The sequence below is a fragment of the Rhizobium sp. NPDC090275 genome, from assembly GCF_044772225.1.
GTDB lineage: Bacteria > Pseudomonadota > Alphaproteobacteria > Rhizobiales > Rhizobiaceae > Rhizobium.
In genome coordinates, this window is the sequence record NZ_JBIVYL010000001.1 from 356,826 (window position 1) to 380,859 (window position 24,034).

Sequence of the window (24,034 nt, forward strand, 5' to 3'; positions counted from 1 at the left end):
GCACGCGGGCGTATCGCCCTGCGCGACAATACGCGCGCCCTGACCTCGCTTCTTCTCCTCGGCCTTACGCGCGGTTGCCGGGTCCGTTGAGGAGCGCCCGGCGGCCCAAAGCCCGCCGGCCATAGCTCCTCTTCACATATCCCAAAAATCGATCAACCGGACGCTTTGCGCCGGATTCGTCATCGCCAACAGGCAGGCCATGCGCTATGACGCGGCCAGATGACGGGAATAGGAAGAGAAGACATGGACACGAAGACCCGCTCCCACGGCATGCCTGACGCGGCGATGAAGTATCGCCCTTATCCGCAGGTCAACATCCCCGATCGCACATGGCCGACCAAGACGCTGACCAAGGCGCCGATCTGGTGTTCCGTGGACCTGCGCGACGGCAACCAGGCTCTGGTCGACCCGATGGGCCACGACCGCAAGGCGCGGATGTTCCAGCTGCTGCTCGACATGGGTTTTAAGGAAATCGAGATCGGATTCCCGTCGGCCTCGCAGACCGATTTCGACTTCGCGCGCTGGTGTGTGGAGCAGGGCAATGTGCCTGAGGACGTGTCGCTGCAGGTGCTGGTGCAGTGCCGTCCGGAACTGATCACGCGCACCTTCGAAGCCCTGGAAGGCGCCAACAAGCCGATCGTTCACTTCTACAACTCGACCAGTGAGCTGCAGCGTCGCGTGGTGTTCGCCAAGGACGTCAACGGCATCAAGCAGATCGCGGTCGACGCGGCGAAGATGATTTCCGACATGGCGGCCAAGGCCGGTGGCGGCTATCGCTTCGAATATTCGCCCGAGAGCTTCACCGGCACCGAGCTGGAAGTTGCGCTGGAGATCTGCAACTCGGTCATCGAGGTGATGAAGCCGACGCCCGACAACAAGCTGATCATCAACCTGCCTTCGACCGTCGAAATGGCGACGCCGAACGTCTATGCCGACCAGATCGAATGGATGTGCCGCAATCTCGATAATCGCGAGAACCTGATCATCTCGCTGCACCCGCATAACGACCGCGGCACCGGCATCGCCGCCGCCGAGCTGGCCTTGCTGGCGGGCGCCGATCGTGTCGAGGGCACGCTGTTTGGCAATGGCGAGCGCACCGGCAATGTCGACGTCGTGACGATGGCGCTCAACATGTTCACGCAGGGTGTGGATCCGGAGATCGACTGCTCGGATATCGTGCGCATGAAGGACGTGTTCGAATATTCCAACCAGATGCCGATCGGCGAGCGCCATCCTTACGTCGGCGAACTGGTCTACACGGCTTTCTCCGGCTCGCATCAGGATGCGATCAACAAGGGGATGAAGGCGATCAAGGTCGCCAACCACCCGGTCTGGGAAGTGCCGTATCTGCCGATCGATCCACAGGATGTCGGCCGCTCCTACGAGGCGATCATTCGCATCAACTCGCAGTCCGGCAAGGGCGGCATTGCCTATATCCTGCAGCAGGATTACGGCCTCAACCTGCCGCGCAACCTGCAGGTGGAGTATCGCGAGGAGATCCAGCGGATCACCGACGAAGAGGGCAAGGAGCTGCCGTCGAAGCGGATCTACGACCACTTCATCGAGCGCTACGTGACGCAGCCGAAGGGCCGCATCAAGTTCGTCGATCACCAGACCTTCGCCGATCCCGAGCGCAAGGGCGTTCGCGTCGTTTCCGCCGAGATCACCGATAACGGCGTGACGAAGACGATCGAAGGACGCGGCAACGGCCCGATCGACGGCTTCATCAATGCGCTCTCGGAGTATCTCGGTGTCGAGATGGCGGTGCAGGATTATTCCGAGCACTCGCTGCAGCACGGCTCGAACGCCTCGGCGATCTCCTATGTCGAGACGTCCTATCCCGGCGGCAAGCTCTTCGGCGCCGGCATCAGCACCAACATCGTCGGCGCGTCGCTGGAAGCGATCGTCTCGGCGGCGAACCGCGTGCTTGATGTGAGGGCCGGCAAGGCCTGATTGTAGGCCACGGAATCATCAAGCGGGCGTCGCGTGCGGCGCCCGCTTTTTTCATGCGCGCTTTAAATCTGGCGGCTCAAATCGCGGTGGCGATCTGCATGGCGAGCTGGCTGAGCGATGCCTCGGAGGAGGGGCCGATCAGCATGTAGGAGGTGCCGGCATTGTGCCAAGTCACCAGGCCGATCTCGTCGCGGATCGTTTCCTTGAAATCCTCGGCATCATCCGGCTGGTTGTCCTTGCGGAAGGCGATGGTGGCGAGGTCGCCGTCGGCGCTGGTGTAGACCAGCTGGCCGACCGGGCGGCCGTTTGCCAAGGTCACGCGGGCGCCCTGGAAGGTCCACCCCTCGGAGACGAGATCGGGGACGCGGAAGGCGACGCCGACGGTTGTCGTGAGCCAGGTGGAAATTTCTTCCGGCTGCGTGGCCGGGACTTCGAAGATATGGCGAGGCTGACGCGCCAGCAGGCGCTGGTTGGCGAGCATGTCGCCCAGCCATTCCGTCGTTTCGCTCGCCTGCGCGGCATCGACGGCCTGGGCCGTCTGCGCAGCGGTATGGCCGGTGCCGACGATATAGCCGATGCCGCAGCCGGCGATGAGAAGCACAATGGCGGCCACCAGCGCCTGCGGGCCTGACGGCGCGAACTTGAACGGCTGGCGCGACTGGCGCGGCGCGACGGGGGCCTTGGGCGGCTGCACGCTTTTGATCGAGCGCACCAGCGCCAGCGGAACCGGCTCCTTCAGGATGTCGTCGAGCCGGCGCTTGCCGAAATCGGCGCCGTTGCGCAGCTTGTCGTAGATCCGCCGCGCGCCATCGTCGGTTGCCAGGCGCTGTTCCAGCTCGTGCTTCTGCTCGGGCGTCGTCTCGCCATCGAGAAGGGCGGTCAACTGGGCATCGAGCGGCAGTTTCTTGAAGTCGAGCAAATCAGAACCTGTGGGAATGATCGTCGGCGAGGCTGGCGAAGTGCAGTTTCGCCTGCGCCAGCTGCGACATGATGAGGGTGGGGGCGACGCCCATGATGTCGCCGGCCTGCTGGTAGCCATGGCCTTCGATTGATACCAGCAGGAAGGCGCTGGCGATGCCTTCGGGCATTTCCGCGATCATCCGGTGGATCGCGTCGGAATCGATGATGGCGGCGCGGTCGCGCGTGGCCGTGCGGATGTCGGTGACGTTGGTCTTGTTGACCGCATGCGGCTTGCGCTTGCGGTGGTCCTCGCTCCATTGCTGGCGCATCAGCGTGTAGACCCAGCTGTCGAGCCGGCCTTCGCCCTGCCATTGATTGCTCTTGGCAATCGCCCGCTGACAGCCGGCCTGGACAAGCTCGTCGGCGCCCGCCGCATCACCCGCGAGCGTCATCGCGAACCGCCGCAACCGGGGCAGAAGACCCACTAGATCGCGTCTGATGTCGATGGTCGTCACAGGTTGACGCATGGTTTTCCCAAGGTGAATGCCTGGTATCGGGAGCCGTTACGGAGCCGTGACCTGGCGCATGTGCGAATTATATCGTCTCTGTGTCCTTTATGAAACAAATCGCCGCTGCTTCGCAAGCAAAAGGCCACTTATCTCACGGGTTCCCAAAGCTTTTTTCGGGTGATCCCTCGGGCTCAATAGGTCCTGTAGCCGTGGAGCGACTGAAGGAGCGAGCGGTAGGCCCACGTGTTCTCGCCGCCGCGGTCGCGGATCTCGACCAGCTGCACGCGCGCGCCCTGCTCATCACCCTGTTCCATCAAAGCTTGGCCCATATATGACCGTGCTAGAATATAATTGCCGTCGGCCTGCAGGGCCTTGCGATAATAGGACATGCCAAGCTCCATTCGGCCGGCCTTGCGGTTGGCGTAGCCCAGATAGTTCAGGATGCGCGGGTCGTTCTGGTTGCGGGCGAGGTTCAGCACCGTGATGGCATTGTCGTACTGGCCGGCATAGGCGAATTCGCGGGCGGCCTTGTAGAGATCGTCGTCGTTGAAGGTCTGCTTGTTCGGCGTGACGCATTCCTTCTTCTTCTTGTCCCAGACCTTGCCGTCGGCGCACTTGGTGGTGGTTTCGGTCTTCGGCGGCGGCTTGGTTTCGTCGGTCTCTTCGCCGGCGGCGAAGGCGGGGGCAGAGAAGGTGAAGGCGAGAAGGCCGGCGAGCGCCAGGCCGCGGAGCGTACGGGTCGTGGATGGCATGCGACGTCTCCTGACATCAGATCGCTAATATAAGGAGTGTACGCCTAGATCGGGAAATACCAAGAGGCGATCGGCCCCGATCTATCGTTTTTCGCCTGAGTTCACGCAGTGATTCAGCTTGCCGCCAAACTGATTCCGGAAATGGCGCTAAAGCCTGAAGATATCGACGCTTTCCGGGTTGATGTCGTCGCCCGAGGGGCTGAGGCTGAAGCGTTCGCCCTTGAGGCTCCAGGCGCCGGGGGAACCGTCGATGCTGAAGAGATTGTAGGCGGCGGGCGGCTTCGAGCCACCAGGGCCTTGCGAGCCCGAGGCGATGCCGACGACGGGAACCGGTCCGGTCTGGCCGCGCAGCCAGTGCACCGTGTTCAGATGCGTGTGGCCATGCAGCACGAGCTCGGCGCCGCCGGTGGAGATCACGGCGGCGAAACGGCGGATGCCGATCATGCGCTTGTGGAAGGATGTGGCGCCACGGATCGGCGGATGGTGGATCATGACCACGCGAAACAGCCCGGCTTCGCCGGCGGCGCGCAGCATGTTCACGGTCTCGCGGGCCTGTCTTTCGCCGAAGAAGCCGCTGGCGGCGAAGGGGGGCGTTGCCACCGCCGTCGAGCAGCCGACGATCGCGACTTTTCCGCGAATGCGAAGATAGGGGAAGATGTGCTTGTTTTCCTGCCATTCGGCAGGGGCGAGATCGCCGCGCACGTTATCGTACCAGGCGCGCATCGACTTTTCGTAGGCGCCGGGCACGTAGGCGTCGTGATTGCCGGGAACGACGGAATAATCCTTGGGATCGCCGAGTTCGCGCAGCCAGCCGGCTGCGGCGCGGATTTCAAGACCGCTCGCAAGATTGACGAGATCGCCCGTGATCGCCATGTGATCCGGCTGCTTTTCGCGGATATCGTCGAGCAGCAGATCCAGCGTGCCGCCGAAAAGGTGCTTGCGCCGATTGCGATGCCAGTTCACAAAGCCGGTGATACGCTTGGAAAAGAGTTCACGGAAAGAGATGTGGGGCAGCGGCCCGAGATGGACGTCTGAAATGTGCGCGAGCTTGAACATGGGTGCACACATAGCTCACGGCAGCCGTATTTCAAACACATCTCCTCGCACATCTGCTTGAACGGATTGATGGAATTGGAAGACGCGTGAAAGAAATCCGCCACTGGCAGTCGCGCATGCTGATGCGTCTCGTGCATATCTACTTCGCCTTCGCGCGCGGAATGACCATGGGCGTGCGCGCCGCCTGCTTCGATGACAGGGGCCATGTGTTTCTGGTGCGGCACAGCTACGTGCCCGGCTGGCACATGCCGGGCGGCGGTATCGAGCGCAACGAGACGGCCGAGGACGCCCTCATCAAGGAGCTGCGCGAGGAGGGCAATCTCGTGATTGTCGGACGGCCGGAGCTCGTTCAGGTCTATCTCAACACCTCGGCCACGCGGCGCGACCATGTCGTGTTCTACCTTGCCAATGTCAAGCAGACGGCGCCGAGGGCGCCGGATCGCGAGATCGTCGAATGCGGTTTCTTCGCGCTCGACGCGCTGCCCGAGGGGACGACGGCGTCGACACACCGTCGTCTTGCCGAGATCGCCGGAGAGCGGCAGCCCGACCAGGTCTGGTAGGCCGGGCGGCTTGGTTAGGCGGCGGCGCGTTCGCCGCGGCCGTGCGGGCGATCGAGGTCCAGTTCCGGGCCGACAGGGACGATACCGGTCGGGTTGATCGTCTTGTGGCTGCGGTAATAGTGATCCTTGATGTGGCGGAAGTCGACCGTCTCCTTGATCCCCGGTGTCTGGTAGAGATCGCGCAGATAGGCCGAGAGGTTCGGGTAATCGGCGATGCGGCGGATGTTGCACTTGAAGTGGCCGACATAGACCGGGTCGAACCGCACCAGCGTGGTGAAGAGCCGCCAGTCGGCCTCGGTCAGGCGGTCGCCAAACAGATAGCGGCCCTTGCCGAGGCGGTCTTCCAGCATGTCGAGCGTTTCGAAGAGCTTCAGCACGCTTTCCGAATAGGCGTCCTGGGTGGTGGCAAAGCCAGCCTTGTAGACGCCGTTGTTGACGGTGTCATAGACGAGCGCGTTCAGATCGTCGATCTCGGCGCTGAGGTCCTGCGGGTAGAAATCGGTGGTCGAGCCGGTCAGCGCGTCGAAGGCGCTGTTGAACATGCGGATGATCTCGGCGGATTCATTGCTGACGATGGTGTTGGTCTTCTTGTCCCACAGGACGGGCACGGTGACGCGGCCGGAATAATGCGGATCAGCCTTCACGTAGATGTCTGAGAGCGCCTTGGCGCCGAAGAGCGCATCGCCGGTGGCGCCGTCGCCGACCTTGAATTCCCAGCCCTTTTCCAGCATCAGCGGATCGACGACGGAGACCGAGATCAGGTCTTCCAGCCGCTTCAGCTTGCGGAAGATCAGCGTGCGGTGCGCCCAGGGACAGGCAAGGGATACGTAGAGATGATAGCGTCCGGCCTCGGCCTTGAAGCCTTCCTTGCCCGAGGGGCCGGCGCTGCCATCCGGCGTGATCCAGTTGCGGAACTGCGAGGCGGCGCGCTTGAAGTGACCCTTGGTCTCCTTCGTATCGTACCAGACGTCCTGCCAGACGCCGTCGACAAGCATACCCATTGTGTCACTCCTTCGATCTTTCGTTGCCCGTTAGATATCGCGCTTGGGCGGATTTTGCAGTGGGGCAAAGATTGAACAGTGCGTCACGCGCCGATTGCGCCCAGCGGTGCGATTGCTACTTGACGCTCAAGGCGGCGATCAGCGCGCGCAGCGCCGGCGGTGATTGGCGGCGGCTCGGGTGATAGAGGTGGAAGCCGGGGAAGGGCGGGCACCAGTCGTCGAGCACCTGCACCAGCGCGCCCGACGCGATCTCGTCGGCGACGTCATGCTCCATCAGATAGCCGAGCCCGACGCCGGCGCGCACGGCTGCTGCCGGAAGCTCGCCATCATTGACGATAAGTGGGCCGCTGGTGCGGATCTTGATCTCCTTGCTGTCTTTCTCGAACTCCCAGGGAAGCAGTCCGCCCGAGGTCGTGAGACGGTAGCCGATGCAGGCGTGGCGCTCGAGATCGTAGGGCGTTTCCGGCTGTGGGATGCGGGCGAAGTAGGACGGCGTGCCGACGACGACGGTGCGCAGCTCAGGCCCGACGCGCACCGCGATCATGTCCTTGTCCACCGTTTCGCCGAGGCGGATGCCGGCGTCGAAGCCTGAGGCCACGATATCCGTCAGTCCGTCCTGGATGATCACCTCGACGTTGATATCGGGATGGGCGAGCAGGAAGGCGGGGAGCTTCGGAACCAGCACCATCCGGGCGGCATAGGCAAAGGTGGTGATGCGGACGGTGCCGGAGGGGTTGTCGCGCCATTCGGCCAGTGCGTCGAGGCCATCCTCGATATCGGACAGCGCCGGGTTGAGCGATTGCAGAAGCCGCTCGCCGGCCTCGGTCGGCGCAACGCTGCGGGTGGTGCGGGCAAGCAGCCGGACGCCCAGCCGCTCCTCCAGGCCGCGCATCGCGTGGCTGAGCGCCGAGGGCGACATGCCGAGGACGGCGGCTGCGCGGGTGAAGCTGCGTTCGCGGGCGACGGCGGCGAAGGCGAGGAGATCGTTGAGTGTTCCGCGTTCCATTGTTGCATTCTGTTCACAAGTTCATGCGACGGGCAACCGCTAATCCTGTGGGTTCCGCCGGCCTAAATGGAGGGGTGTGAACAAGGAGCACGGATATGGACCTTACCAGCTATCGCACCCTCGGCCGCTCGGGACTGATCGTCAGCCCGCTGGCGCTTGGCACCATGACCTTCGGCGCCGGGCGATGGGGCGCCAGCGAGCAGACCTCGCGGGCGCTGTTTGACGCCTATGTCGATGCCGGCGGCAATTTCATCGACACGGCCGACATCTATTCGGCGGGAAAGAGCGAGGAGATGCTCGGCGCGTTTCTCTCCAACAGCGGGCAGCGCGACCGGCTGGTGGTGGCGACCAAATCGGGATTTCCGCGCGGCGCGGGCACGCCGCTCTGGGGCGGCAACGGGGCGAAGAACATTCGCCTCGGTATCGAGGGATCGCTGAAGCGGCTGCGCACCGACTATATCGACATGTACTGGATGCATGTGTGGGACCAGACGACGCCCGCCGATGAAGTCCTGCAGACGCTTTCCGATGCCGTGCGCGCCGGAAAGATCCTGCATTACGGCTTTTCCAACACGCCGGCCTGGTATGTGGCGCGGATCGCGACGCTGGCCGAGGCGCACGGACTGCCGAAGCCGATCGGCCTGCAATATGCCTATTCGCTGATCGATCGCGGCGTCGAGCTCGATCTCATGCCTGCCGGCGCGGAGTTCGGACTTGGCATGGTGCCCTGGAGCCCGCTTGCGGCCGGCCTTCTAACCGGCAAATACGGCCGCGACATGCTGGCCGAGGCCGGGCGCGCCACGGCCTTGCCCGACAAGACCTCGGAGACATCGGAAAGCGGCAGCAACGGCCGGCTGAACGGCGACAATCCTTTCGGGGGCATGCTGTTTACCGAGCGCAATTTCGATGTGGTCGATGTCGTGACATCAGTCGCGGCCGAAATCGGCCGGTCGGCGGCCGAGGTGGCGCTCGCCTGGGTGGCGCGGCGCGCCGGCGTCTCGTCTGTGCTGATCGGCGCCAGCCGGGTGGAGCAGCTGCAGCAGAATATCGCATCGCTGGATGTCGCGCTCGACGAGGCGATGCTGGAGAGGCTGGAGCAGGCAAGCGCGCTGCCGCTGCTCAACCCCTATTTCATCTTCCAGATGCCGACCAGCCGGCTGTTCGGCGGCCAGACGGTCGAGCGCTGGCCGAGGGGATGAGAGCGCCCGGCCTCGGCCATTTGTTGAGCGCAACATAGGGCAGGCTGGACGCGATTGGCAGGTTCAAGATGCGATCAGCCATCCGTCGAGATGGTCAGGGCTTTCCAATCCTCGATCTCCTGCTGCAACTCGCGAACGCGTTCCGATACGAGCTTCAAGGCATCGCTGCCAAGCAGGAGTTGCGGCGGCGGTGCGTCGGCCTCGATCAAAGTGAGGACGGCTGCGGCGAGCTTTTCGGGGTCGCCCAGTTGCTTGCCGCTTTTTTCCTGTCGCGCGCTGCGGATGGGGTCGAAGATGGCGTCGTAGTCGGCGATGGATCTTTCCGTCCTCACCATGGAGCGTCCGGCCCAATCGGTTCTAAAGGAGCCGGGGCAAAGGGCTGTGACATGCACGCCGAAGGGCGCCATCTCGGCGCGCATCACCGCCGATATGCCCTGCAGCGCGAACTTGCTGCCGCAGTAGTAGGCAATGCCGGGCATGGTAATCATGCCGCCCATCGAGGTGACATTGACGATGAAGCCCTGCCGGCGCTCGCGAAAGCGCGGAAGGAAGGCCTTGGCGACCGCAACGGCGCCGAAGACGTTGACGTCGAACTGGCGGCGCATCTCTTCGATCGGTGATTCCTCAAGCACGCCCTCGTGGCCGTAGCCGGCGTTGTTGATGAGGACGTCGACCGGGCCGTGATCGTCTTCGACCTTTTCCACGACATCGGGGATACGTTCGAAATCGGTGACGTCGCAAAGCGTGGTGATGACGCCGGGCAGTGCTTCGGCAAGGGTTTGGCGCGAGGCCTCGGAGCGGACGGTGCCGATGACCTTGTGGCCCATTTCCACGGCACGGGAAGCGATGGCGAGGCCGAAGCCGGAATTGGCGCCGGTGATGAATATGGTCTTGCGTGACATGATCAGCAGGTCTCCTTGATATTGAGCGGATTGATAAATACTCTTGGAGACAGGCTGTTTCGATTGCGGATTGTCTGAGTATGTTGCCAAATCCTATCAAGGTGGACCATGTCGGCTCGGCGCGCCGTAGGCTGGTGGAGCTTGCCGGGGCGCTTGCTCCCGCGCAGGGGTATAACCTGACTGATTTGTCTTCGGTGCGTCTGCTGCGGACGGAGGCGGTGCTTCACGACATCCCGGTTCTCTACAAGCCGGGTGCCGTTTTCGTGCTGCAGGGAAGCAAGCAGGGCATGCTCGAGGGGGAGGTCTATCTCTACGACGAGGATCACTATCTGGCGGTGTCGGTTCCCGTGCCCTTCCGGATGCGATCGATCGCCAGCCCCGAGCGGCCGCTGCTTGCCGTCTATGTCGATTTCGACATGCAGATGGCGACCGAGATCGCCATGCAGCTGGAGGCCCATGGCGAATTGGCGGATGAGAGGCCGCGCGGTCTGGTGTCCAGCAGGATGTCAGCCGACATCGAGGACGTGTTGCTGCGTCTTTTGACTGCGCTTCAGACACCTGCAGAAGTGGCGGTTCTCGGCGAGGGGCTTCTGCGGGAGTTGCATTACCGGGTGATGATGGGGCCGCAGGGCGGAGCGATGATTGCCGCGCTTAAACGGCAGGGGGCGTCCGGCAAAGTGGTGCAGAGCCTGGGCTGGCTGCGGGAGAACTACGGCGCGGAGATCTCGATAAGCGATCTGGCCAGGCAGGTCGGGATGAGCATTCCCTCCTACCACCTACGCTTCAAGGAACTGACCGGCAGCAGCCCGATGCAATATGTCAAGGCGATGCGGCTTCACGAGGCGCGGCTGATGATCGCCCGCCACAGCAGCACGATCGCGGAGATCGCGGTCTCGGTCGGCTATGCGAGCCCGGCGCAGTTCAGCCGCGACTTCAAGCGGCATTTCGGGCGGACCGCATCGGAAGAGGCGAAGTGGATGCGCCATCACCTCGGTGAAATTGTCTGAGTTTCATTCCGAGATGGGGCCCACAATCTTTTCCCATAGACGACCGATTTTTTTCCTGCTATCGGCCTTTCCACGATTTCAGGAACCCGATTTGATGTCCGCATACAGAACCCTGCGACGACGCTGATGCTCCCGAACGCCCAAGGGCGTGTTCGAGAACCCATCATTTTGTCTATCCGGTTTCTGTCTCTTCATGCACAAGCACGATCTGGTCTACCTCACTGAGGACGCGTCGCACGACGCCGCTATCGAACACATCAACGAAGAAGCTTTCGGCCCAGGCCGGCACACCCGCGCCGCCGCCCGCATTCGCGAGCAGGGGCCGCACGATCTGTCGCTGTCCTTCATCTGCGCCGATGACGGCGAGACGATCGCCTCGGTGCGCATGACACCCGTGATGGCCGGCGATGTGCCCGGCCATCTGCTCGGCCCACTCGCCGTTCGTCCCTCGCACAAGAACCGCGGTATTGGCCGGGAACTGGTGCGGATCGCGGTGGAAGCGGCCAAGCGTAAGGGCTCCGAGGCCGTCATCCTCGTCGGCGATCCGCCCTATTACGGGCCGCTCGGCTTCGAGAAGGTCGCCTATAACGCGCTGACCTTTCCGGGACCGGTCGATCCGGGCCGGGTGCTTGTCGTGCCGCTCGGCGAGGACGTGCATGGCCGGCTGAAGGGCACGATCGGCTGGCGCAAATAGGCCATCTGTTCTATTGAGCTATGACGGGGTCGCCGGTTTTGGTGGTCTTTCAGATGCTTGAGGGGGACAAGGCATGGGTCGCATTTCAATCGACGAGGCGCTGGATCGCGCGGGGACCGGACCGTTTCAACGGCGGCTTCTCGGCATTTTCGGCCTTGTCTGGACGGCGGATGCGATGCAGGTTCTGGCGGTCGGCTTTACCGCTGCCTCGATCGCCGCGAGCCTCGGGCTGACGGTGCCGCAGGCGCTGCAGACGGGCACGCTGTTCTTTCTGGGGATGCTCATCGGCGCCTACGCCTTCGGCCGGCTGGCCGATCGGGTCGGGCGGCGAAATGTGCTGCTGCTCACGGTTGCCTGCGACGCCGTGTTCGGGGCGCTGTCGGTGTTCGCGCCGAGTTTCACCATTCTGCTTGTCCTGCGCTTTCTCACCGGCATCGCCGTCGGCGGCACGCTGCCGGTGGACTACGCGATGATGGCGGAGTTCCTGCCGTCGAAAAGCCGCGGCCGCTGGCTGGTGGCGCTCGAGGGCTTCTGGGCGATCGGGACGCTGATCGTGGCGCTTGCGGCGTGGGCTGCAAGTGTCGCGGGCGTTCAGGATGCCTGGCGCTACATTTTCGCGGTGACGGCGGTGCCTGCCATCCTCGGGCTCGGCCTGCGTCTCTTCGTGCCGGAATCGCCGCTCTATCTCTTGCGCGGCGGTCGCGGCGAGGAGGCGAAGAAGACGATCAACCGGGTCCTTGTGACGAATGGCAAGCCTGCGCTCGGCGCCGACGATCAGCTGGTCTCGCCGGCGCATGCGGCCTCCGAAGGCGTGTTTTCGGGCGCGCTTCGCCGCCGCACCGTCATGATCCTGGCGATCTGGTTCCTGGTGTCGGTCTCCTATTACGGCGTTTTCACCTGGATGCCGGCGAAGCTCGCGGGCGATGGCTTCGGCTTCGTCCGAGGCTATGGCTTCCTGGTTTTCGTGGCGCTGGCGCAGATCCCCGGCTATGCGCTCGCCGCCTATGGCGTCGAGGCCTGGGGCCGCAAGCCGACGCTGATCGGCTTCTGCCTGCTGTCGGCGGCGGGCTGCCTGCTGTTCGTCGTCTCCAGCGTCGATATCATGGTCGGTGCGTCGCTTTTGATCATGAGCTTTGCGCTGCTCGGCACATGGGGGGCGCTCTACGCCTATACGCCGGAGCTCTACCCGACCGCGGTGCGGGCGACCGGCATGGGCACGGCGGGTGCCGTCGCGCGACTTGGCGGTCTTCTCGCGCCGTCGCTGATGGCGCTTGTCGTCTCCGAAGGGCTCGGCGTTGCGATCGGCCTCTTCGCCGGCTTCCTCGTGATCTCGGCGCTGGCGGCGGTGGCGATCGATTCGGAGACGCGACAGGCGTCAATCGCCTGAGGGGGTCGCTTCCTTGTTCTTTGCATGCCGTAATGCCATATTGAATAAGGCAGAAGGATCGACGCGCGTGAGCGATAGCGAGACGGCAAAAATGCTGGCAATCATGGAAGCCATGTTCAATGGTCAGAAACGGACCTTGGGCATGGTGGAGGCCGCTATCGACAAGTTCAGCACGGTCGAGACCGAGATCTCCAAGCTCAATCGCAAAATGAACAGCCTGCACGAACTTGCGCTCCGGCATCACAGCGAGACTTCAGGGCGGTTGGAGGCGATCTCGGCTCGGCTTGAGGAGACCGAACGGCTGCTCGATGACCGCGCGAACGACCTCAAGCGAACCCAGATCGATGTGGTAGGGTAGTACAATGAGGTGCTGACAGCCTTGCGCGATGCATCGCATGCATCTCGCATCGCGGAAGAGGTTCAGTCGCGATTGACCGAGGTCGAGGCCAAGATCGCTCATCTCTAAGGCGAGCGACAGGCTCCGCTATTTGGCGCCAGTATCAGAAGGCACCAGCGCCTTGCGCAGAAACGTCCGTGTGCGGCCCTTCGGGAATTCCGGCAGTTCGCCGAAGATCTCGTATCCCTGTTTCAGATAGGCCTTGAGCGCGTGCGGGCTGAAGGTGTCGATCCAGGCGCCGTGGCAGCCGCGATTGGCGGCTTCGTGTTCGGCCATGGAGAGCAGGCGGCCGGCGAGGCCGGCGCCGCGCTGGTTTTCGGGGATGAAGAGCAGCTGCGTGAAGAGCCAGCCCCAGGCGGTGTAGCCGGAGAGGCCGCCGATCACCGTACCATCCTCATCACGGATCAGCACCGCCAGCGTCTGGCGATCGGCCGGGCCGACGTCGGCGTGGTTGAAGGCGGCGAGGGTCTCGCCGATGACCGCGAGGTCATCGGGGGAGGGCGTGGTGGTCAGTTCGAGTTGCGGCATCGCGTCAGCGGCCCTCGCGCCACCACATGGCGCCGAAGGCGAGCAGCAGGATACCGACGCCGGCGAAGCCCGCGAAGAGCGGCAGCGTGTTGATGCCCTTCAGCACCGTCTCGTTGGTCAGGCGGATCTGCATGCGGTCGTTGTCGGCGACGCGGATCTGGCCGCGCACCGGCAGGATCGGTGGTATCTCGACATTGCCGTCGGTATCCGAGACGCGGGCGACGAGGCCTCTCGTCTTGTCCGATATCGGCCTCAGCACGTCAGGCGTCGAGATCATTGCCTTGAACTCCGGCGCATCGACGGCGCCGACATGCACGAGCGTGCTCATCTCGCCGTTGCGGATCTCGAAGAGGCCGATTTCGTCCATGCGCTTCTCGGCCTTGAAGAGGCCGGGCTCGGACTGGACGAGCGGTAGCGTCTCGGTCTTGCCGGAGGGGTAGCGCACGGTGGCGTTGCCGGGATTGTCGCCGATGGTCTGGCGGGTGATCTCGAGCGTGCGGCCGGAGGCGCGGGCGGTGAGCGCCTCTTCTTCCAGCGCCGGTTCCTTCATCAGCCAGTGGGCGACGCGGCGATAGAGCGAGACGTGCGGGCCGCCGCCTTCGAAGCCACGGGCCCAAAGCCAGCCCTGGTCGGACAGGAGCATGGCGACGCGGCCCTGGCCGGCGCGGTTCAGCACCAAGAGCGGATTGTTGTCGGCGCCGACCATGACGGTTTCGCCTTGTGGCGGCTCGACGCCGACCGAGCGGAACCAGCGACCCCAATGCGGCGGTTCGTCGGTGGAGCCGTCGAGGCCACGGGTGACCGGGTGCTTCTTGCCCTCGTCGGAGAGGCGCGGATAGAAGGCCTTTTCGACCATCTGGCCGGTCGGGGCGGCAGGGAGAACCGAGGAGAGCGGCGTCAGCGCGATCGAATCCGGGCCGGCGTGCTCGGGACCGGCGGCGATCAGCAATGCGCCGCCGTTTTCGACATATTGCGCGATGTAATCGTAATAGAGGATCGGCAGCACGCCGCGATGCTGGTAGCGGTCGAAGATGATCAGGTCGAAATCCTTGATCTTGTCGACGAAGAGCTCGCGGGTCGGAAACGCGATCAGCGACAGTTCGTTGATCGGCGTGCCATCCTGCTTTTCCGGTGGGCGCAGGATGGTGAAGTGGACGAGATCGACGGAAGCGTCGGATTTCAACAGGTTGCGCCAGGCGCGCTCGCCGGCATGCGGCTCACCGGAGACCAGCAGCACGCGCAGGTTCTCGCGGATGCCGTCGATGACGTGGACGGCGCGGTTGTTGGCTTGCGTGACTTCGCCGGGAAGGGCGGCGACGGAAAATTCCAGCACGTTGCTGCCGCCGCGCTCGACCTTGAAGGAGAAGGGCGTATCGCGGCCGGGCGTTGCCTGCAGCGTGGCGATCTCGTTGCCGTTGAGCTTCACCGTCACGTCGGCGGTGCCGCCGGGGCTCGGGCCGTCGTCGAAGACGCGCAGCACCAGCTGCTGTTCCTCGTTGACGATGCCGAAGCGCGGCGCCTTGATGACCTCGATGCGGCGGTCGAATTCGTTGGCCTTGCCCGTGATCAGGCCGTGGATCGGGGCGTCGAAGCCGAGCGCCTGATTGACGCCGGGCACGTCGTGGATCTGGCCGTCGGTGAGCATGATGGCGCCGCCGATGCGGGCGGGCGGCACGTCGGCGACGGCGGCCGACAGCGCGTTGAAGAGGCGCGTCGAGGGGGCGTCGGAATCTTCCGGCTCGGTGGCATCGACATAGCGCGGCTCGACATTCGGGAAGCGGGCGAGGCGGTCCTTCAGCGCGGCAAGCGCGTCGTCGGTCATCTTGATGCGCTCGGGCGTCTGCTGGCTCTGGCTGCGGTCGACGATGACGGGGACGACAGTCGAAAGCTGCTCGCGGTCCTCCTGCATCAGCAGCGGATTGGCAAGCGCTGCCAAAAGCGCCAGCGCCGCGACGGTGCGGATCCAGGCGCCGCGTACGCCCCTGAAGATGGCAAGCGCTGCGATGGCGACGACGATGACGGTCAGGCCGGCAAGCAGCGGCCAGGGGATGAATGGCGCGAAATCAACCGTCATGTCACTGCCCCAGCCGTTCGAGGAGAGCGGGGATGTGGACCTGGTCGGTCTTGTAGTTGCCTGTGAGCATATACATCATGATGTTGACGCCGCTGCGGTAGGCGTATTCGCGCTGCGCCTCGTCAGGGGGCACGGTCGGCAGCAGCGGGACGCCATTGTCGTCCACGGCCCACGCGCCGGCGAAATCATTGCCCGTGATCAGGATCGGCGAGACGCCATCCGCTGTTGCCGCAGACTTGGCGTTGTTGGAGCGGTTGTCCTGGCGCGCCTCGATCCACAGCGGGCTGCCGGCATAGCGGCCGGGGAAGCTCGACAGAAGATAGAAGGACTTGGTCAGCACGTGGTCCGAGGGGACCGGCTCCAGCGGCGGGATGTCGAGATTGGCGAGGATCTGCTGCAGGCGCTCGCCATTGGCGCTGCTGCCGCCGCTGTTGTCGAGCGCGCTGAACTGGTCGCGGGTGTCGAAGAGCACGGTGCCGCCGGCGCGCATATAGGCGTCGATGCGGTTTATCGAGGCGGCCGACGGCATGGGCGCAGTGGCCGAGATCGGCCAGTAGATGATCGGATAGAAGGAGAGCTCGTCCTTGGTGAGGTCGAGGCCGACGGGGGCGGCGGGTTCCAGCGTGGTGCGGAAGGTGAGATATTCCGTCAGGCCCTCGAGGCCGCGCTCGGAGATGCGATCGACCTCCGCCTCGCCGGTGACGACATAGGCGAGGTGGGTGTTGTCGAGCCGCTGGAAGATCTGCTCGTCGCCGGGCTTGCTGTCATCGGCGCGCGACTGGCCGGGCTGCACCAGGAAGGCGGCGCTAAAGGCGACCGCAATCATCGCCGCCGTGCGGGCGGCCGGGCGCAGACGCGAGAAGGCGCCGCTCATGAACATGACGATCAGGCTGTCCGCAAGCAGGAGCAGGAAGGCGATGAGGAAGAGCGAGGGCTTGGCCGACCACGTCTCGCCGCCGATCAGGCCTTCGCGCACCAGCGTCACGCCCGAGGCATCGAGAGGTTTCAGTTCGGCGTTTGCGGGCAAGACGTTCAAGGCGGTGAACCCTTCCTCGGAGCCATAAAGGCCCGGCGGATTTTCGAAGCTGGCGAGAGGGGCGGCCTTGGCGTTGGGGATCAGCGGTCGCGCGGCGCCGGTCTCGGTGGTGAGCGCGCCTTTGGCGGTCAGGAGCCGGAAGGGTGGCAGGGCCTCGGCAGTTGTGGCGCCGCCGGATTGCGAGGTGACGCCGCCGGAGCGCGACAGTTGCACCAAACGGCGCAGCATCTCGACGAAATTGCCTGAGATCGGCAGATCGGACCAGGTGGCCTCGGCGCTGACGTGGAAGAGCACGATGCGGCCCGCATTCATCGGCTTCATCGTTACCAGCGGGGTTCCGTCGGCAAGGCTAGCCCAGGTGCGCTCGGCGAGATCCGGTGTCGGCTCGGCCAGCACCTGGCGCTTGACGGTAACGTCGGTCGGGCGCGCCATGCCGGCGAAGGGGCCGAAATTGGGTAATTCGGCCAGCTGCTGCGGCTCGGCCCAGGAGAGCGCGCCGCCGAGCGCGCGTTCGCCCTGGCGAAGCGTGACCGGCACCAGTGGATCGTCGGCAGGGGCGGCCGCGAGGCGCGGGCCGGCGAAGCGGATGAGCGTGCCGCCATTGTTGATCCAGCGCTGCAGCGGGTCATAGGTCTCCTGCGGCAGACGGCCGATATCGGCCATGACGATGACCGAGGGGTTCTGCGCCAGGAGATCGGGAATGGAGGTGGCGAGATCGGGGGCGTTCGGTTCGATCAGGTCGGCATAGGGCTGCAGGGCGCGCTGGATGTAATAGAGCGGCGACAGCAGCGGCTGGAAGCTGTCGCTGGCCTCGCCGGACAGAAGCACGACGCGGCGGCGCTTGAAGCCGTCGTCGAGCAGGTGGACGGCGCCGGCCGTTGCGTGGTTGTCGATGCTGAGCCGTGCGAAGTCGTTGCGCATCTCGAAGGGGGCGGTGATCGAGCCTGAGGCCACCGACTGGCCGGGCTGGAAGGAGACGGAGCCCGAGGCGATGGCGCGGCCCTGCGCGTCCTGGGCGGTCAGCGGCAGGGTGGCGGCCGAGGCGCCGTCGAGGCGGGTCGCGGTGACGGTCATGGCGTCGGCGGCGTTGTTGGCGCCTGTAATGGCCACCGTCTGCGCGGCGTCGCCGGCGACCAGGCGCAGTTGGCCCGGCTGCAGGTCGGAGAGTTGGCGCACGGTGGCGTCGTTGTCGTTGGCGGCGGCGCCGTCGGTCAGGAAGGCGAGCGTGCCGGGATGCACGCCGTTCAGCGCCGCACGCAGCGCCTCGAAGGCGCGCTGGCGGTCGGGGACGAGAGGCTGCGGCTCGGCGGCGCGCAGTTTTTCGCGGGCGACGGCGGCGGTGCCGGCGACGGCATCGTTGCTTGGGTCGGCGGTGAAGGCGATCGCGACGGGCAGGCCGGCGCTATCGGCATCGTCGATCAGCGCCTCGGCGGTCTGCACGCGGCGTTCCCAGTCGGGCGCGGTCGCCCAGCCATTATCGACGAAGAGCACGAGCGGGCCGCCCGCGGCGATCGAACTGGTGCGCGGGTTGAAGACCGGATCGGCGATGGCGAGGATGACGGCTGCGGCAAGCAACATACGCAGCAGCGTCAGCCACCATGGGCTTTGCGCCGGCGTTTCCTCGCGCTTCAAGACGGTGGCGAGGATGCGCAGCGGCGGGAAGACTTCCGTCTTCGGGCGCGGCGGGGTCAGGCGCAGCAGCCACCAGATGACGGGAAGCGCCACAAGGGCGCCGAGAATGGCCGGATAGGCAAAGGCGAAGGGAAGCGCGTTCACAGCTGGCCTCCATGCGTTGCCTTGCCTGGTAATCCGGAAAGATGCATGTGGACGGCGACCAGCGCCTCGGAGGCGAGGTGATCGGTGCGATGGCTGATGAAGGTCCAGCCGAGGTGGCGCAGGCTCTGGCCAAGACCATCGCGGCGGCCGAGATAGGCGCGTGTATAGGCGTCGCGGATGTTTTCGGCACGGCCGGAGGTGAGCTTCGAGCCGGTCTCGGGATCGGTGAACTCGGTGCGGCCGGTATAGGGAAACAGCTCCTCGGCGGGATCGGCCACCTCGATGACATGGCCACGCAGGCCGCGGCGGGCGAGCGGGCCGATGCGGGCCATCACGGCCTCGGCGTCGTCGAGGAAATCGCCGATCAGCACGAGGTCGCTCGAGCCGCGGATCATGGCGGTATCGGGCAGGCCGCCGGTGAGCGGCGCGTGCATCAGGGCGACGGCGAGGCGCTCGGCGGCGTTGCGGGCGGAGATCGGCTCCATGACGCCGGGGCAGCCGACGCGTTCGCCGGAGCGGGCGAGGATTTCGGCGAGCGCCAGCATGATGACGAATGCGCGGCTTTCCTTCGAGACGCTGCCGAAGGTCGACTTGTACATCATCGACGGCGACATGTCGGCCCAGAGCCAGATGGTGTGGGCGGCTTCCCATTCGCGGTCGCGGATATAGGTGTGGTCGTCGCGGGCCGAGCGGCGCCAGTCGATGCGCGCCAGGCTCTCGCCTTCGCTATAGGGTCGGAACTGCCAGAAATTCTCGCCGATCCCACGCTTGCGGCGACCGTGCCAGCCGGCGATCACGGTGTTGGCGATCCGCTTGGCCTCGACGAGGCAATCCGGCAGCAGGCTGGCGCGCTGCCTTGCACGTGCAAGGGCATCGCTGCCTGGGGTCGGAGTGACGGTCTGTCCGATCGATGCCACGCGAGAGGCTTCCTTCCTGAGCTTAGCCCTTGGCCTGCTTCACCAGCCCGGCGATCACATCGCGCACCGACATGCCTTCGGCGCGGGCGGCGAAGGTCAGCGCCATGCGGTGCTGCAGCACGGGTTCGGCCAGCGCGTGGACATCGTCGAGCGACGGGGCGAGGCGGCCTTCATAGAGCGCTCGGGCGCGGGCGCAAAGCATCATCGCCTGGCCGGCGCGCGGGCCGGGGCCCCAGGCGACGTTCTTGTCGGTTGCGGCGTTGCCCTGGCCGGGGCGGGCGGAGCGGACGAGCGCCAGGATGCCATCGACCACCTTGTCGCTGACGGGCATCTGGCGGATCAGCGTCTGGATCTCGATCAGGCGTTCGGCACTCAGCACGGCCTGCGGCTTGGTTTCGGCCAGCCCCGTGGTGTCGAGCAGGATCTGCCGTTCGGCGGCGAGTTCGGGATAGTTGACGTCCACCTGCAGCAGGAAGCGGTCGAGCTGGGCTTCGGGAAGCGGATAGGTGCCTTCCTGCTCCAGCGGGTTCTGGGTGGCGAGAACGTGGAAGGGCGTCGGCAGGTCGTAGCGCTGGCCGGCGACGGTGATGTGATACTCCTGCATCGACTGCAGCAGCGCCGACTGGGTGCGCGGCGAGGCGCGGTTGATTTCGTCGGCCATCAGGAGTTGGGCGAAGACCGGACCCTTGACGAAGCGGAAGGAGCGGCGGCCGGTCTCGTCCTGGTCCATCACTTCGGAGCCGAGGATATCAGACGGCATCAGGTCGGGCGTGAACTGGATGCGGTTGGCGCCGAGGCCGAGCACTTCGCCGAGCGTGGTGACCAGCTTGGTCTTGGCAAGCCCGGGCACGCCGACGAGCAGGGCGTGGCCGCCCGAGAGAACGGCGAGCAGCGTGTTTTCGACGACGCTCTCCTGGCCGAAGATCACCTTGGCGACCTCGCTCCTCACTGTGGCGATATCGGCAAGCGCTTTTTCTGCTGCGGCGACGATCGCCTTTTCATCGAGGGGGGCTTCGGTCTTCATCATACCCATCAGGCATCTCTCCAGCGGCTGATCTCATTCGTCGCGAATCGTCGGACTTTTACACGTGTGCCTCATACCCGATAGAGTTATGAAGATGTTGCGGGCTGACAAGTTCGTTTCGAATGACTATCTCGTGACATTCCTGCGTTAAGTGCAAACAGAGACGGAACAATGGCAACCGAAGAGATCAAGGCAGCGACCGATGCCGCGGATCTGGCCGCGCTGATTTCGCGCGCCGCGGGCGATGGTGGCGATGCGAAACGCGGTCTTCCGCCCGTCGAGAAATGGAATCCGCCGTTCTGTGGCGATATCGACATGGAAATCCGCGCCGACGGGACGTGGTTCTACATGGGGACGCCGATCGGCCGGGCGCCGCTGGTGCGGCTGTTTTCCACGGTTCTGCGCAAGGATGAGGATGGCAAGACATACCTCGTAACTCCTGTGGAAAAAGTCGGTATCCGGATCGTCGATGCGCCGTTCCTCGCTGTCGAGATGAACGCCTCCGTCAGGGACGGGCAGGCGGTGCTGACCTTTCGCACCAATGTCGGCGATGTCATCGAGGCTGGCAAGGCGCATCCGATCAGGTTTGTCATCCACGGCGATAACAATGAGTTGAAGCCATACCTGCACGTGCGCGGCCGATTGGAGGCGCTGGTGTCGCGGGCTGTCATGTACCAGCTGGTGGAGCTTGGCGAGACAATCGATGTCGACGGTATCGAGATGTTCTGCCTGCGCTCGGACGGCGAGACCTTTCCCGTGATGCCGGCGGCCGAGCTGGATGCGCTGTCGCGATGATAGAAGTTCAGACCAGAGACGGCGCACTTTATTCCGCAGCCGAATTCAGACGCCGGGCAATGCACCAGATGGGCGGGCCGGTCGATCTGTCGTGGCGCGAGCATGGCGACCATATCCTCAATCCCGAGATCATCGCCCAGGTGGAGACCTTCAAGCTCCGGGACGCCGCTGTGCTGGTGCCTGTCATCGATGACGGCGACGAGGCGCGGGTGATCTTCACGCTGCGCACCTCGACACTGCGCAAGCATTCCGGCCAGATCGCCTTTCCCGGCGGCAAGATCGATGGCGCGGACGAGACGCCGGAGCAGGCTGCCGTGCGCGAGGCCGACGAGGAGATCGGGCTGAAGGGTTCGTTCGTCGAGACGGTGGCGCGGCTGCCGGTCTACTTGGCCTCGACGGGGTTTCGCATCACGCCCGTACTGGCGGTGGTGCAGCCCGGCTTTGCTCTCAAGCTCAATCCCGACGAGGTCGACGACGTCTTCGAAGTGCCGCTCTCCTTCCTGATGGCGCCCGGCAATCACATTCGCGACAAGCGAATGATCGACGGGCTCGACCGACATTTCTATCGCATGCCCTATGAAACCAGAATGATCTGGGGCATCACCGCGGGCATCGTCCGCACGCTTTACGAAAGGCTCTATGCATGACCAACCTTGCTCACGAAGCATGGTTCAACGACCCGGCGCTAAAGCGCGTTTTCTCGCTGCTGAATGCCGATGGCGGCGAGGGGCGCGTGGTGGGTGGCGCCGTGCGCAACAGCCTGATGGGGCTTGATGTCAGCGATATCGACGTGGCGACGACGCTGACGCCCGACGTGGTGATCGAGCGCGCCAAGCAGGCCGGGATCAAGGCGGTGCCGACGGGCGTCGAGCATGGCACGGTGACGCTCGTCATCGACCGCAAGCCGTTCGAGGTGACGACGCTGCGCGCCGATGTCGAGACCGATGGGCGGCGGGCGACGGTGGCGTTCAGCACGGACTGGCAGACGGATGCCGAGCGACGCGACCTCACGATCAACGCGCTTTACGTGGGCGAAAGCGGCGAGGTGGTCGATCTCGTCGGCGGGCTTGTCGATATCGAGAAGCGCAACATCCGCTTCATCGGCGATGCCGCGACCAGGATCAAGGAAGACTACCTGCGCATCCTGCGCTTCTTCCGCTTCTTCGCCTACTACGGGTCCGGACGGCCTGATGCGGATGGGTTGCGGGCCGCCGCCGCTGCCCGCTCCAAGCTTTCGACGCTGTCGGCCGAGCGGGTGTGGTCGGAGATGCGCAAGCTGTTGTTGGCGGAAGATCCGGGGCGCGCGCTGTTGTGGATGCGCACCGTGGGCGCGCTGACGGAAATCCTGCCTGAAACCGAAAAGTGGGGTATCGATGCAATCCCGGCGCTGATCGCGACCGAAAAGGCGCTCGGCTGGGCACCGGATCCGCTGCTGAGGCTGGCCGCGATCGTGCCGCCCGACGCCAAGCGGCTGGAGGCGATGGCGGCGCGGCTGAAGTTTGCCAATGCGGAAGCGGCCGTCTTCAAGGCCTGGGCGAATGCAGCACCCATCAACGACGAGATGTCGATGGCGGCCTTCGACCGTCTGCTTTATCGCAACGGCGCCGAGGGCATCATCACACGGCTGAAGCTGGCGCTTGCGGTGGCGCGCGGGAAGGCTGAGGGTGATATGGCCGAGATGGCCCGATCGGCGCGGCTGAACAAGCTACTTGATCACGCCGGGGCTTGGGTGAAGCCGAGCTTTCCTGTGAATGGCGGGGATGTGATGGCGGCAGGTGTTCCGTCGGGCCGGCAGGTCGGGGAGACGCTGGCCGCGTTGGAACATCAGTGGGTGGAGGAAAACTTCGCCTCCGACCGGGCGACGTTGCTCGCCCGGCTTTCAGATCGCGTGAAATAAGGCGATCGCGTCAGATGATCAGGCCGCGTTCGCTTCGTTGCGGATGCGGGCCTTGATGTTGTCGACCATATTTTCGCGGATGATGGTTTCGCCATGCGCGGATTTCATATGGTCGACGGCGCGGCGCACGACTTCGGCGTCGTCGGCTGCGCGTGTATGCCAGCTGCATCCGGGGACCAGCGTTCCACATTCGAAAAGTCTCATCGTCTCCTCCTGACTTGAGTTCTCAATGACGCTTATGCGTTTAATGGGAATGCTCCAGGGACGGGAAGGTTCCGGCCGGTTGTCGCACCGGCCGTAGGGATCGCATGTTTCAAGCGATCATCGATGTGTCCGTTCCCCGGGCTGTGAGCCCGATTACTCGGGCATCGCCCAAGCGCGGTAGCAATCCGTGTGGGCGCTGTTGTTCTGGCCCTTGGTGCGGCGCGACAGCTCGTCTGCGGACAGGCCGCCGGCGAGTTGAAGCTTCACCTGTTCCACAAAGCAGGAAAGGGGCAGATCGGAACCGCTCTTGGCTTTCAGCGCTTCGGCCAGCCGGTTGAGCAGCTCAGGTGTGTCGATTGGGCGGGGTGGCTGTTGGACACCTGCCGCCGCCGGTGTTCCACTCTGTATCGTCATGACAATCCTCCTCCGATTGTTGAACGCGTACATTTATGAAATGGGT

24 protein-coding genes are annotated in these 24,034 nt (G+C 64.6%); 10 read left to right on the forward strand and 14 right to left on the reverse strand.

Features of this window, described 5'->3' with window-relative positions:
* Nucleotides 1-243 precede the first annotated feature (243 nt).
* Nucleotides 244-1,953 (forward strand): 2-isopropylmalate synthase, encoded by a 1,710-nt coding sequence (leuA, locus tag ACIQUB_RS01725; protein ID WP_113237302.1) that lies wholly within the window; start codon nt 244-246, stop codon nt 1,951-1,953.
* 76 nt (nt 1,954-2,029) lie between these two features.
* On the opposite strand, the gene ACIQUB_RS01730 is transcribed toward leuA, so the two are convergent.
* The 4 genes from ACIQUB_RS01730 to ACIQUB_RS01745 all read right to left on the reverse strand — a co-directional run bounded on the left by ACIQUB_RS01730 (nt 2,030) and on the right by ACIQUB_RS01745 (nt 5,170).
* Nucleotides 2,030-2,872, reverse strand: a complete 843-nt coding sequence (locus ACIQUB_RS01730; protein ID WP_113237303.1) for an anti-sigma factor — start codon at nt 2,870-2,872, stop codon at nt 2,030-2,032.
* A 1-nt stretch (nt 2,873) separates the two neighbouring features.
* Nucleotides 2,874-3,380, reverse strand: a complete 507-nt coding sequence (locus ACIQUB_RS01735; RefSeq protein ID WP_018897343.1) for an RNA polymerase sigma factor — start codon at nt 3,378-3,380, stop codon at nt 2,874-2,876.
* Nucleotides 3,381-3,553: 173 nt separating this feature from the next.
* Nucleotides 3,554-4,114, reverse strand: coding sequence for a M48 family metallopeptidase (locus ACIQUB_RS01740; RefSeq protein ID WP_113237304.1), 561 nt, complete (start codon nt 4,112-4,114; stop codon nt 3,554-3,556).
* Nucleotides 4,115-4,261: 147 nt separating this feature from the next.
* Nucleotides 4,262-5,170, reverse strand: a complete 909-nt coding sequence (locus ACIQUB_RS01745; RefSeq protein ID WP_018897345.1) for a metallophosphoesterase — start codon at nt 5,168-5,170, stop codon at nt 4,262-4,264.
* Nucleotides 5,171-5,286: 116 nt separating this feature from the next.
* Here ACIQUB_RS01745 and ACIQUB_RS01750 point away from each other — a divergent pair, with 116 nt between their 5' ends.
* The gene (locus ACIQUB_RS01750; protein ID WP_113237339.1) at nt 5,287-5,730 is read left to right on the forward strand and encodes an NUDIX domain-containing protein; all 444 of its coding nucleotides are present in this window, start codon (nt 5,287-5,289) and stop codon (nt 5,728-5,730) included.
* Nucleotides 5,731-5,744: 14 nt separating this feature from the next.
* Here ACIQUB_RS01750 and ACIQUB_RS01755 read toward each other — a convergent pair whose 3' ends face one another.
* A complete protein-coding gene (locus ACIQUB_RS01755; protein ID WP_402928463.1) occupies nt 5,745-6,731 on the reverse strand; it encodes a glutathione S-transferase family protein in 987 nt (328 codons plus the stop codon).
* A 115-nt stretch (nt 6,732-6,846) separates the two neighbouring features.
* Nucleotides 6,847-7,737, reverse strand: a complete 891-nt coding sequence (locus ACIQUB_RS01760) for a LysR family transcriptional regulator (protein WP_402928465.1) — start codon at nt 7,735-7,737, stop codon at nt 6,847-6,849.
* A gap of 95 nt (nt 7,738-7,832) precedes the next feature.
* Here ACIQUB_RS01760 and ACIQUB_RS01765 point away from each other — a divergent pair, with 95 nt between their 5' ends.
* Nucleotides 7,833-8,936, forward strand: coding sequence for an aldo/keto reductase (locus tag ACIQUB_RS01765; protein ID WP_113237307.1), 1,104 nt, complete (start codon nt 7,833-7,835; stop codon nt 8,934-8,936).
* 74 nt (nt 8,937-9,010) lie between these two features.
* On the opposite strand, the gene ACIQUB_RS01770 is transcribed toward ACIQUB_RS01765, so the two are convergent.
* Complete coding sequence (locus ACIQUB_RS01770) at nt 9,011-9,838, reverse strand: oxidoreductase (RefSeq protein ID WP_113237308.1); 828 nt, start codon at nt 9,836-9,838, stop codon at nt 9,011-9,013.
* Nucleotides 9,839-9,918: 80 nt separating this feature from the next.
* Between ACIQUB_RS01770 and ACIQUB_RS01775 the strand changes: the two genes are divergently transcribed.
* The 4 genes from ACIQUB_RS01775 to ACIQUB_RS01790 all read left to right on the forward strand — a co-directional run bounded on the left by ACIQUB_RS01775 (nt 9,919) and on the right by ACIQUB_RS01790 (nt 13,284).
* Nucleotides 9,919-10,845: an AraC family transcriptional regulator gene (locus tag ACIQUB_RS01775; RefSeq protein WP_113237309.1), complete on the forward strand. Its 927-nt coding sequence runs from the start codon at nt 9,919-9,921 to the stop codon at nt 10,843-10,845.
* Nucleotides 10,846-11,038: 193 nt separating this feature from the next.
* Nucleotides 11,039-11,539: a GNAT family N-acetyltransferase gene (locus ACIQUB_RS01780; protein ID WP_112941089.1), complete on the forward strand. Its 501-nt coding sequence runs from the start codon at nt 11,039-11,041 to the stop codon at nt 11,537-11,539.
* Between the two features lie 73 nt (nt 11,540-11,612).
* Nucleotides 11,613-12,926 (forward strand): MFS transporter, encoded by a 1,314-nt coding sequence (locus ACIQUB_RS01785; protein WP_402928471.1) that lies wholly within the window; start codon nt 11,613-11,615, stop codon nt 12,924-12,926.
* A gap of 67 nt (nt 12,927-12,993) precedes the next feature.
* Nucleotides 12,994-13,284, forward strand: a complete 291-nt coding sequence (locus ACIQUB_RS01790; protein ID WP_113237311.1) for a hypothetical protein — start codon at nt 12,994-12,996, stop codon at nt 13,282-13,284.
* A gap of 126 nt (nt 13,285-13,410) precedes the next feature.
* Here the strand turns inward: ACIQUB_RS01790 and ACIQUB_RS01795 are convergent, their stop codons facing one another.
* The 5 genes from ACIQUB_RS01795 to ACIQUB_RS01815 are packed head-to-tail and all read right to left on the reverse strand — an operon-like array spanning nt 13,411 to nt 20,687.
* Nucleotides 13,411-13,851 carry a GNAT family N-acetyltransferase gene (locus ACIQUB_RS01795; RefSeq protein WP_113237312.1) on the reverse strand — a complete coding sequence of 147 codons (441 nt, stop codon included), beginning with the start codon at nt 13,849-13,851 and terminating at the stop codon, nt 13,411-13,413.
* Between the two features lie 4 nt (nt 13,852-13,855).
* Nucleotides 13,856-15,925 (reverse strand): hypothetical protein, encoded by a 2,070-nt coding sequence (locus ACIQUB_RS01800; RefSeq protein WP_113237313.1) that lies wholly within the window; start codon nt 15,923-15,925, stop codon nt 13,856-13,858.
* A gap of 1 nt (nt 15,926) precedes the next feature.
* Complete coding sequence (locus ACIQUB_RS01805) at nt 15,927-18,737, reverse strand: DUF4159 domain-containing protein (protein ID WP_113237314.1); 2,811 nt, start codon at nt 18,735-18,737, stop codon at nt 15,927-15,929.
* Nucleotides 18,734-19,654: a DUF58 domain-containing protein gene (locus ACIQUB_RS01810; RefSeq protein ID WP_113237315.1), complete on the reverse strand. Its 921-nt coding sequence runs from the start codon at nt 19,652-19,654 to the stop codon at nt 18,734-18,736. Before ACIQUB_RS01810 ends, ACIQUB_RS01805 begins: the two co-directional genes overlap by 4 nt.
* 22 nt (nt 19,655-19,676) lie before the next feature.
* Nucleotides 19,677-20,687, reverse strand: coding sequence for a MoxR family ATPase (locus ACIQUB_RS01815; protein ID WP_018897358.1), 1,011 nt, complete (start codon nt 20,685-20,687; stop codon nt 19,677-19,679).
* Between the two features lie 162 nt (nt 20,688-20,849).
* Here ACIQUB_RS01815 and ACIQUB_RS01820 point away from each other — a divergent pair, with 162 nt between their 5' ends.
* The 3 genes from ACIQUB_RS01820 to ACIQUB_RS01830 are packed head-to-tail and all read left to right on the forward strand — an operon-like array spanning nt 20,850 to nt 23,370.
* A complete protein-coding gene (locus ACIQUB_RS01820; protein WP_113237316.1) occupies nt 20,850-21,473 on the forward strand; it encodes a DUF1285 domain-containing protein in 624 nt (207 codons plus the stop codon).
* Nucleotides 21,470-22,120, forward strand: a complete 651-nt coding sequence (locus ACIQUB_RS01825; RefSeq protein WP_113237317.1) for a CoA pyrophosphatase — start codon at nt 21,470-21,472, stop codon at nt 22,118-22,120. Before ACIQUB_RS01820 ends, ACIQUB_RS01825 begins: the two co-directional genes overlap by 4 nt.
* Entirely contained in the window at nt 22,117-23,370 is a 1,254-nt protein-coding gene (locus ACIQUB_RS01830) for a CCA tRNA nucleotidyltransferase (protein ID WP_113237318.1), read from the forward strand. Before ACIQUB_RS01825 ends, ACIQUB_RS01830 begins: the two co-directional genes overlap by 4 nt.
* Nucleotides 23,371-23,388: 18 nt before the next feature.
* Here ACIQUB_RS01830 and ACIQUB_RS01835 read toward each other — a convergent pair whose 3' ends face one another.
* Both ACIQUB_RS01835 and ACIQUB_RS01840 read right to left on the reverse strand, forming a co-directional pair.
* The gene (locus ACIQUB_RS01835) at nt 23,389-23,574 is read right to left on the reverse strand and encodes a DUF1059 domain-containing protein (protein WP_047506129.1); all 186 of its coding nucleotides are present in this window, start codon (nt 23,572-23,574) and stop codon (nt 23,389-23,391) included.
* Nucleotides 23,575-23,727: 153 nt separating this feature from the next.
* Complete coding sequence (locus ACIQUB_RS01840; RefSeq protein WP_113237319.1) at nt 23,728-23,988, reverse strand: hypothetical protein; 261 nt, start codon at nt 23,986-23,988, stop codon at nt 23,728-23,730.
* Nucleotides 23,989-24,034: the final 46 nt, after the last annotated feature.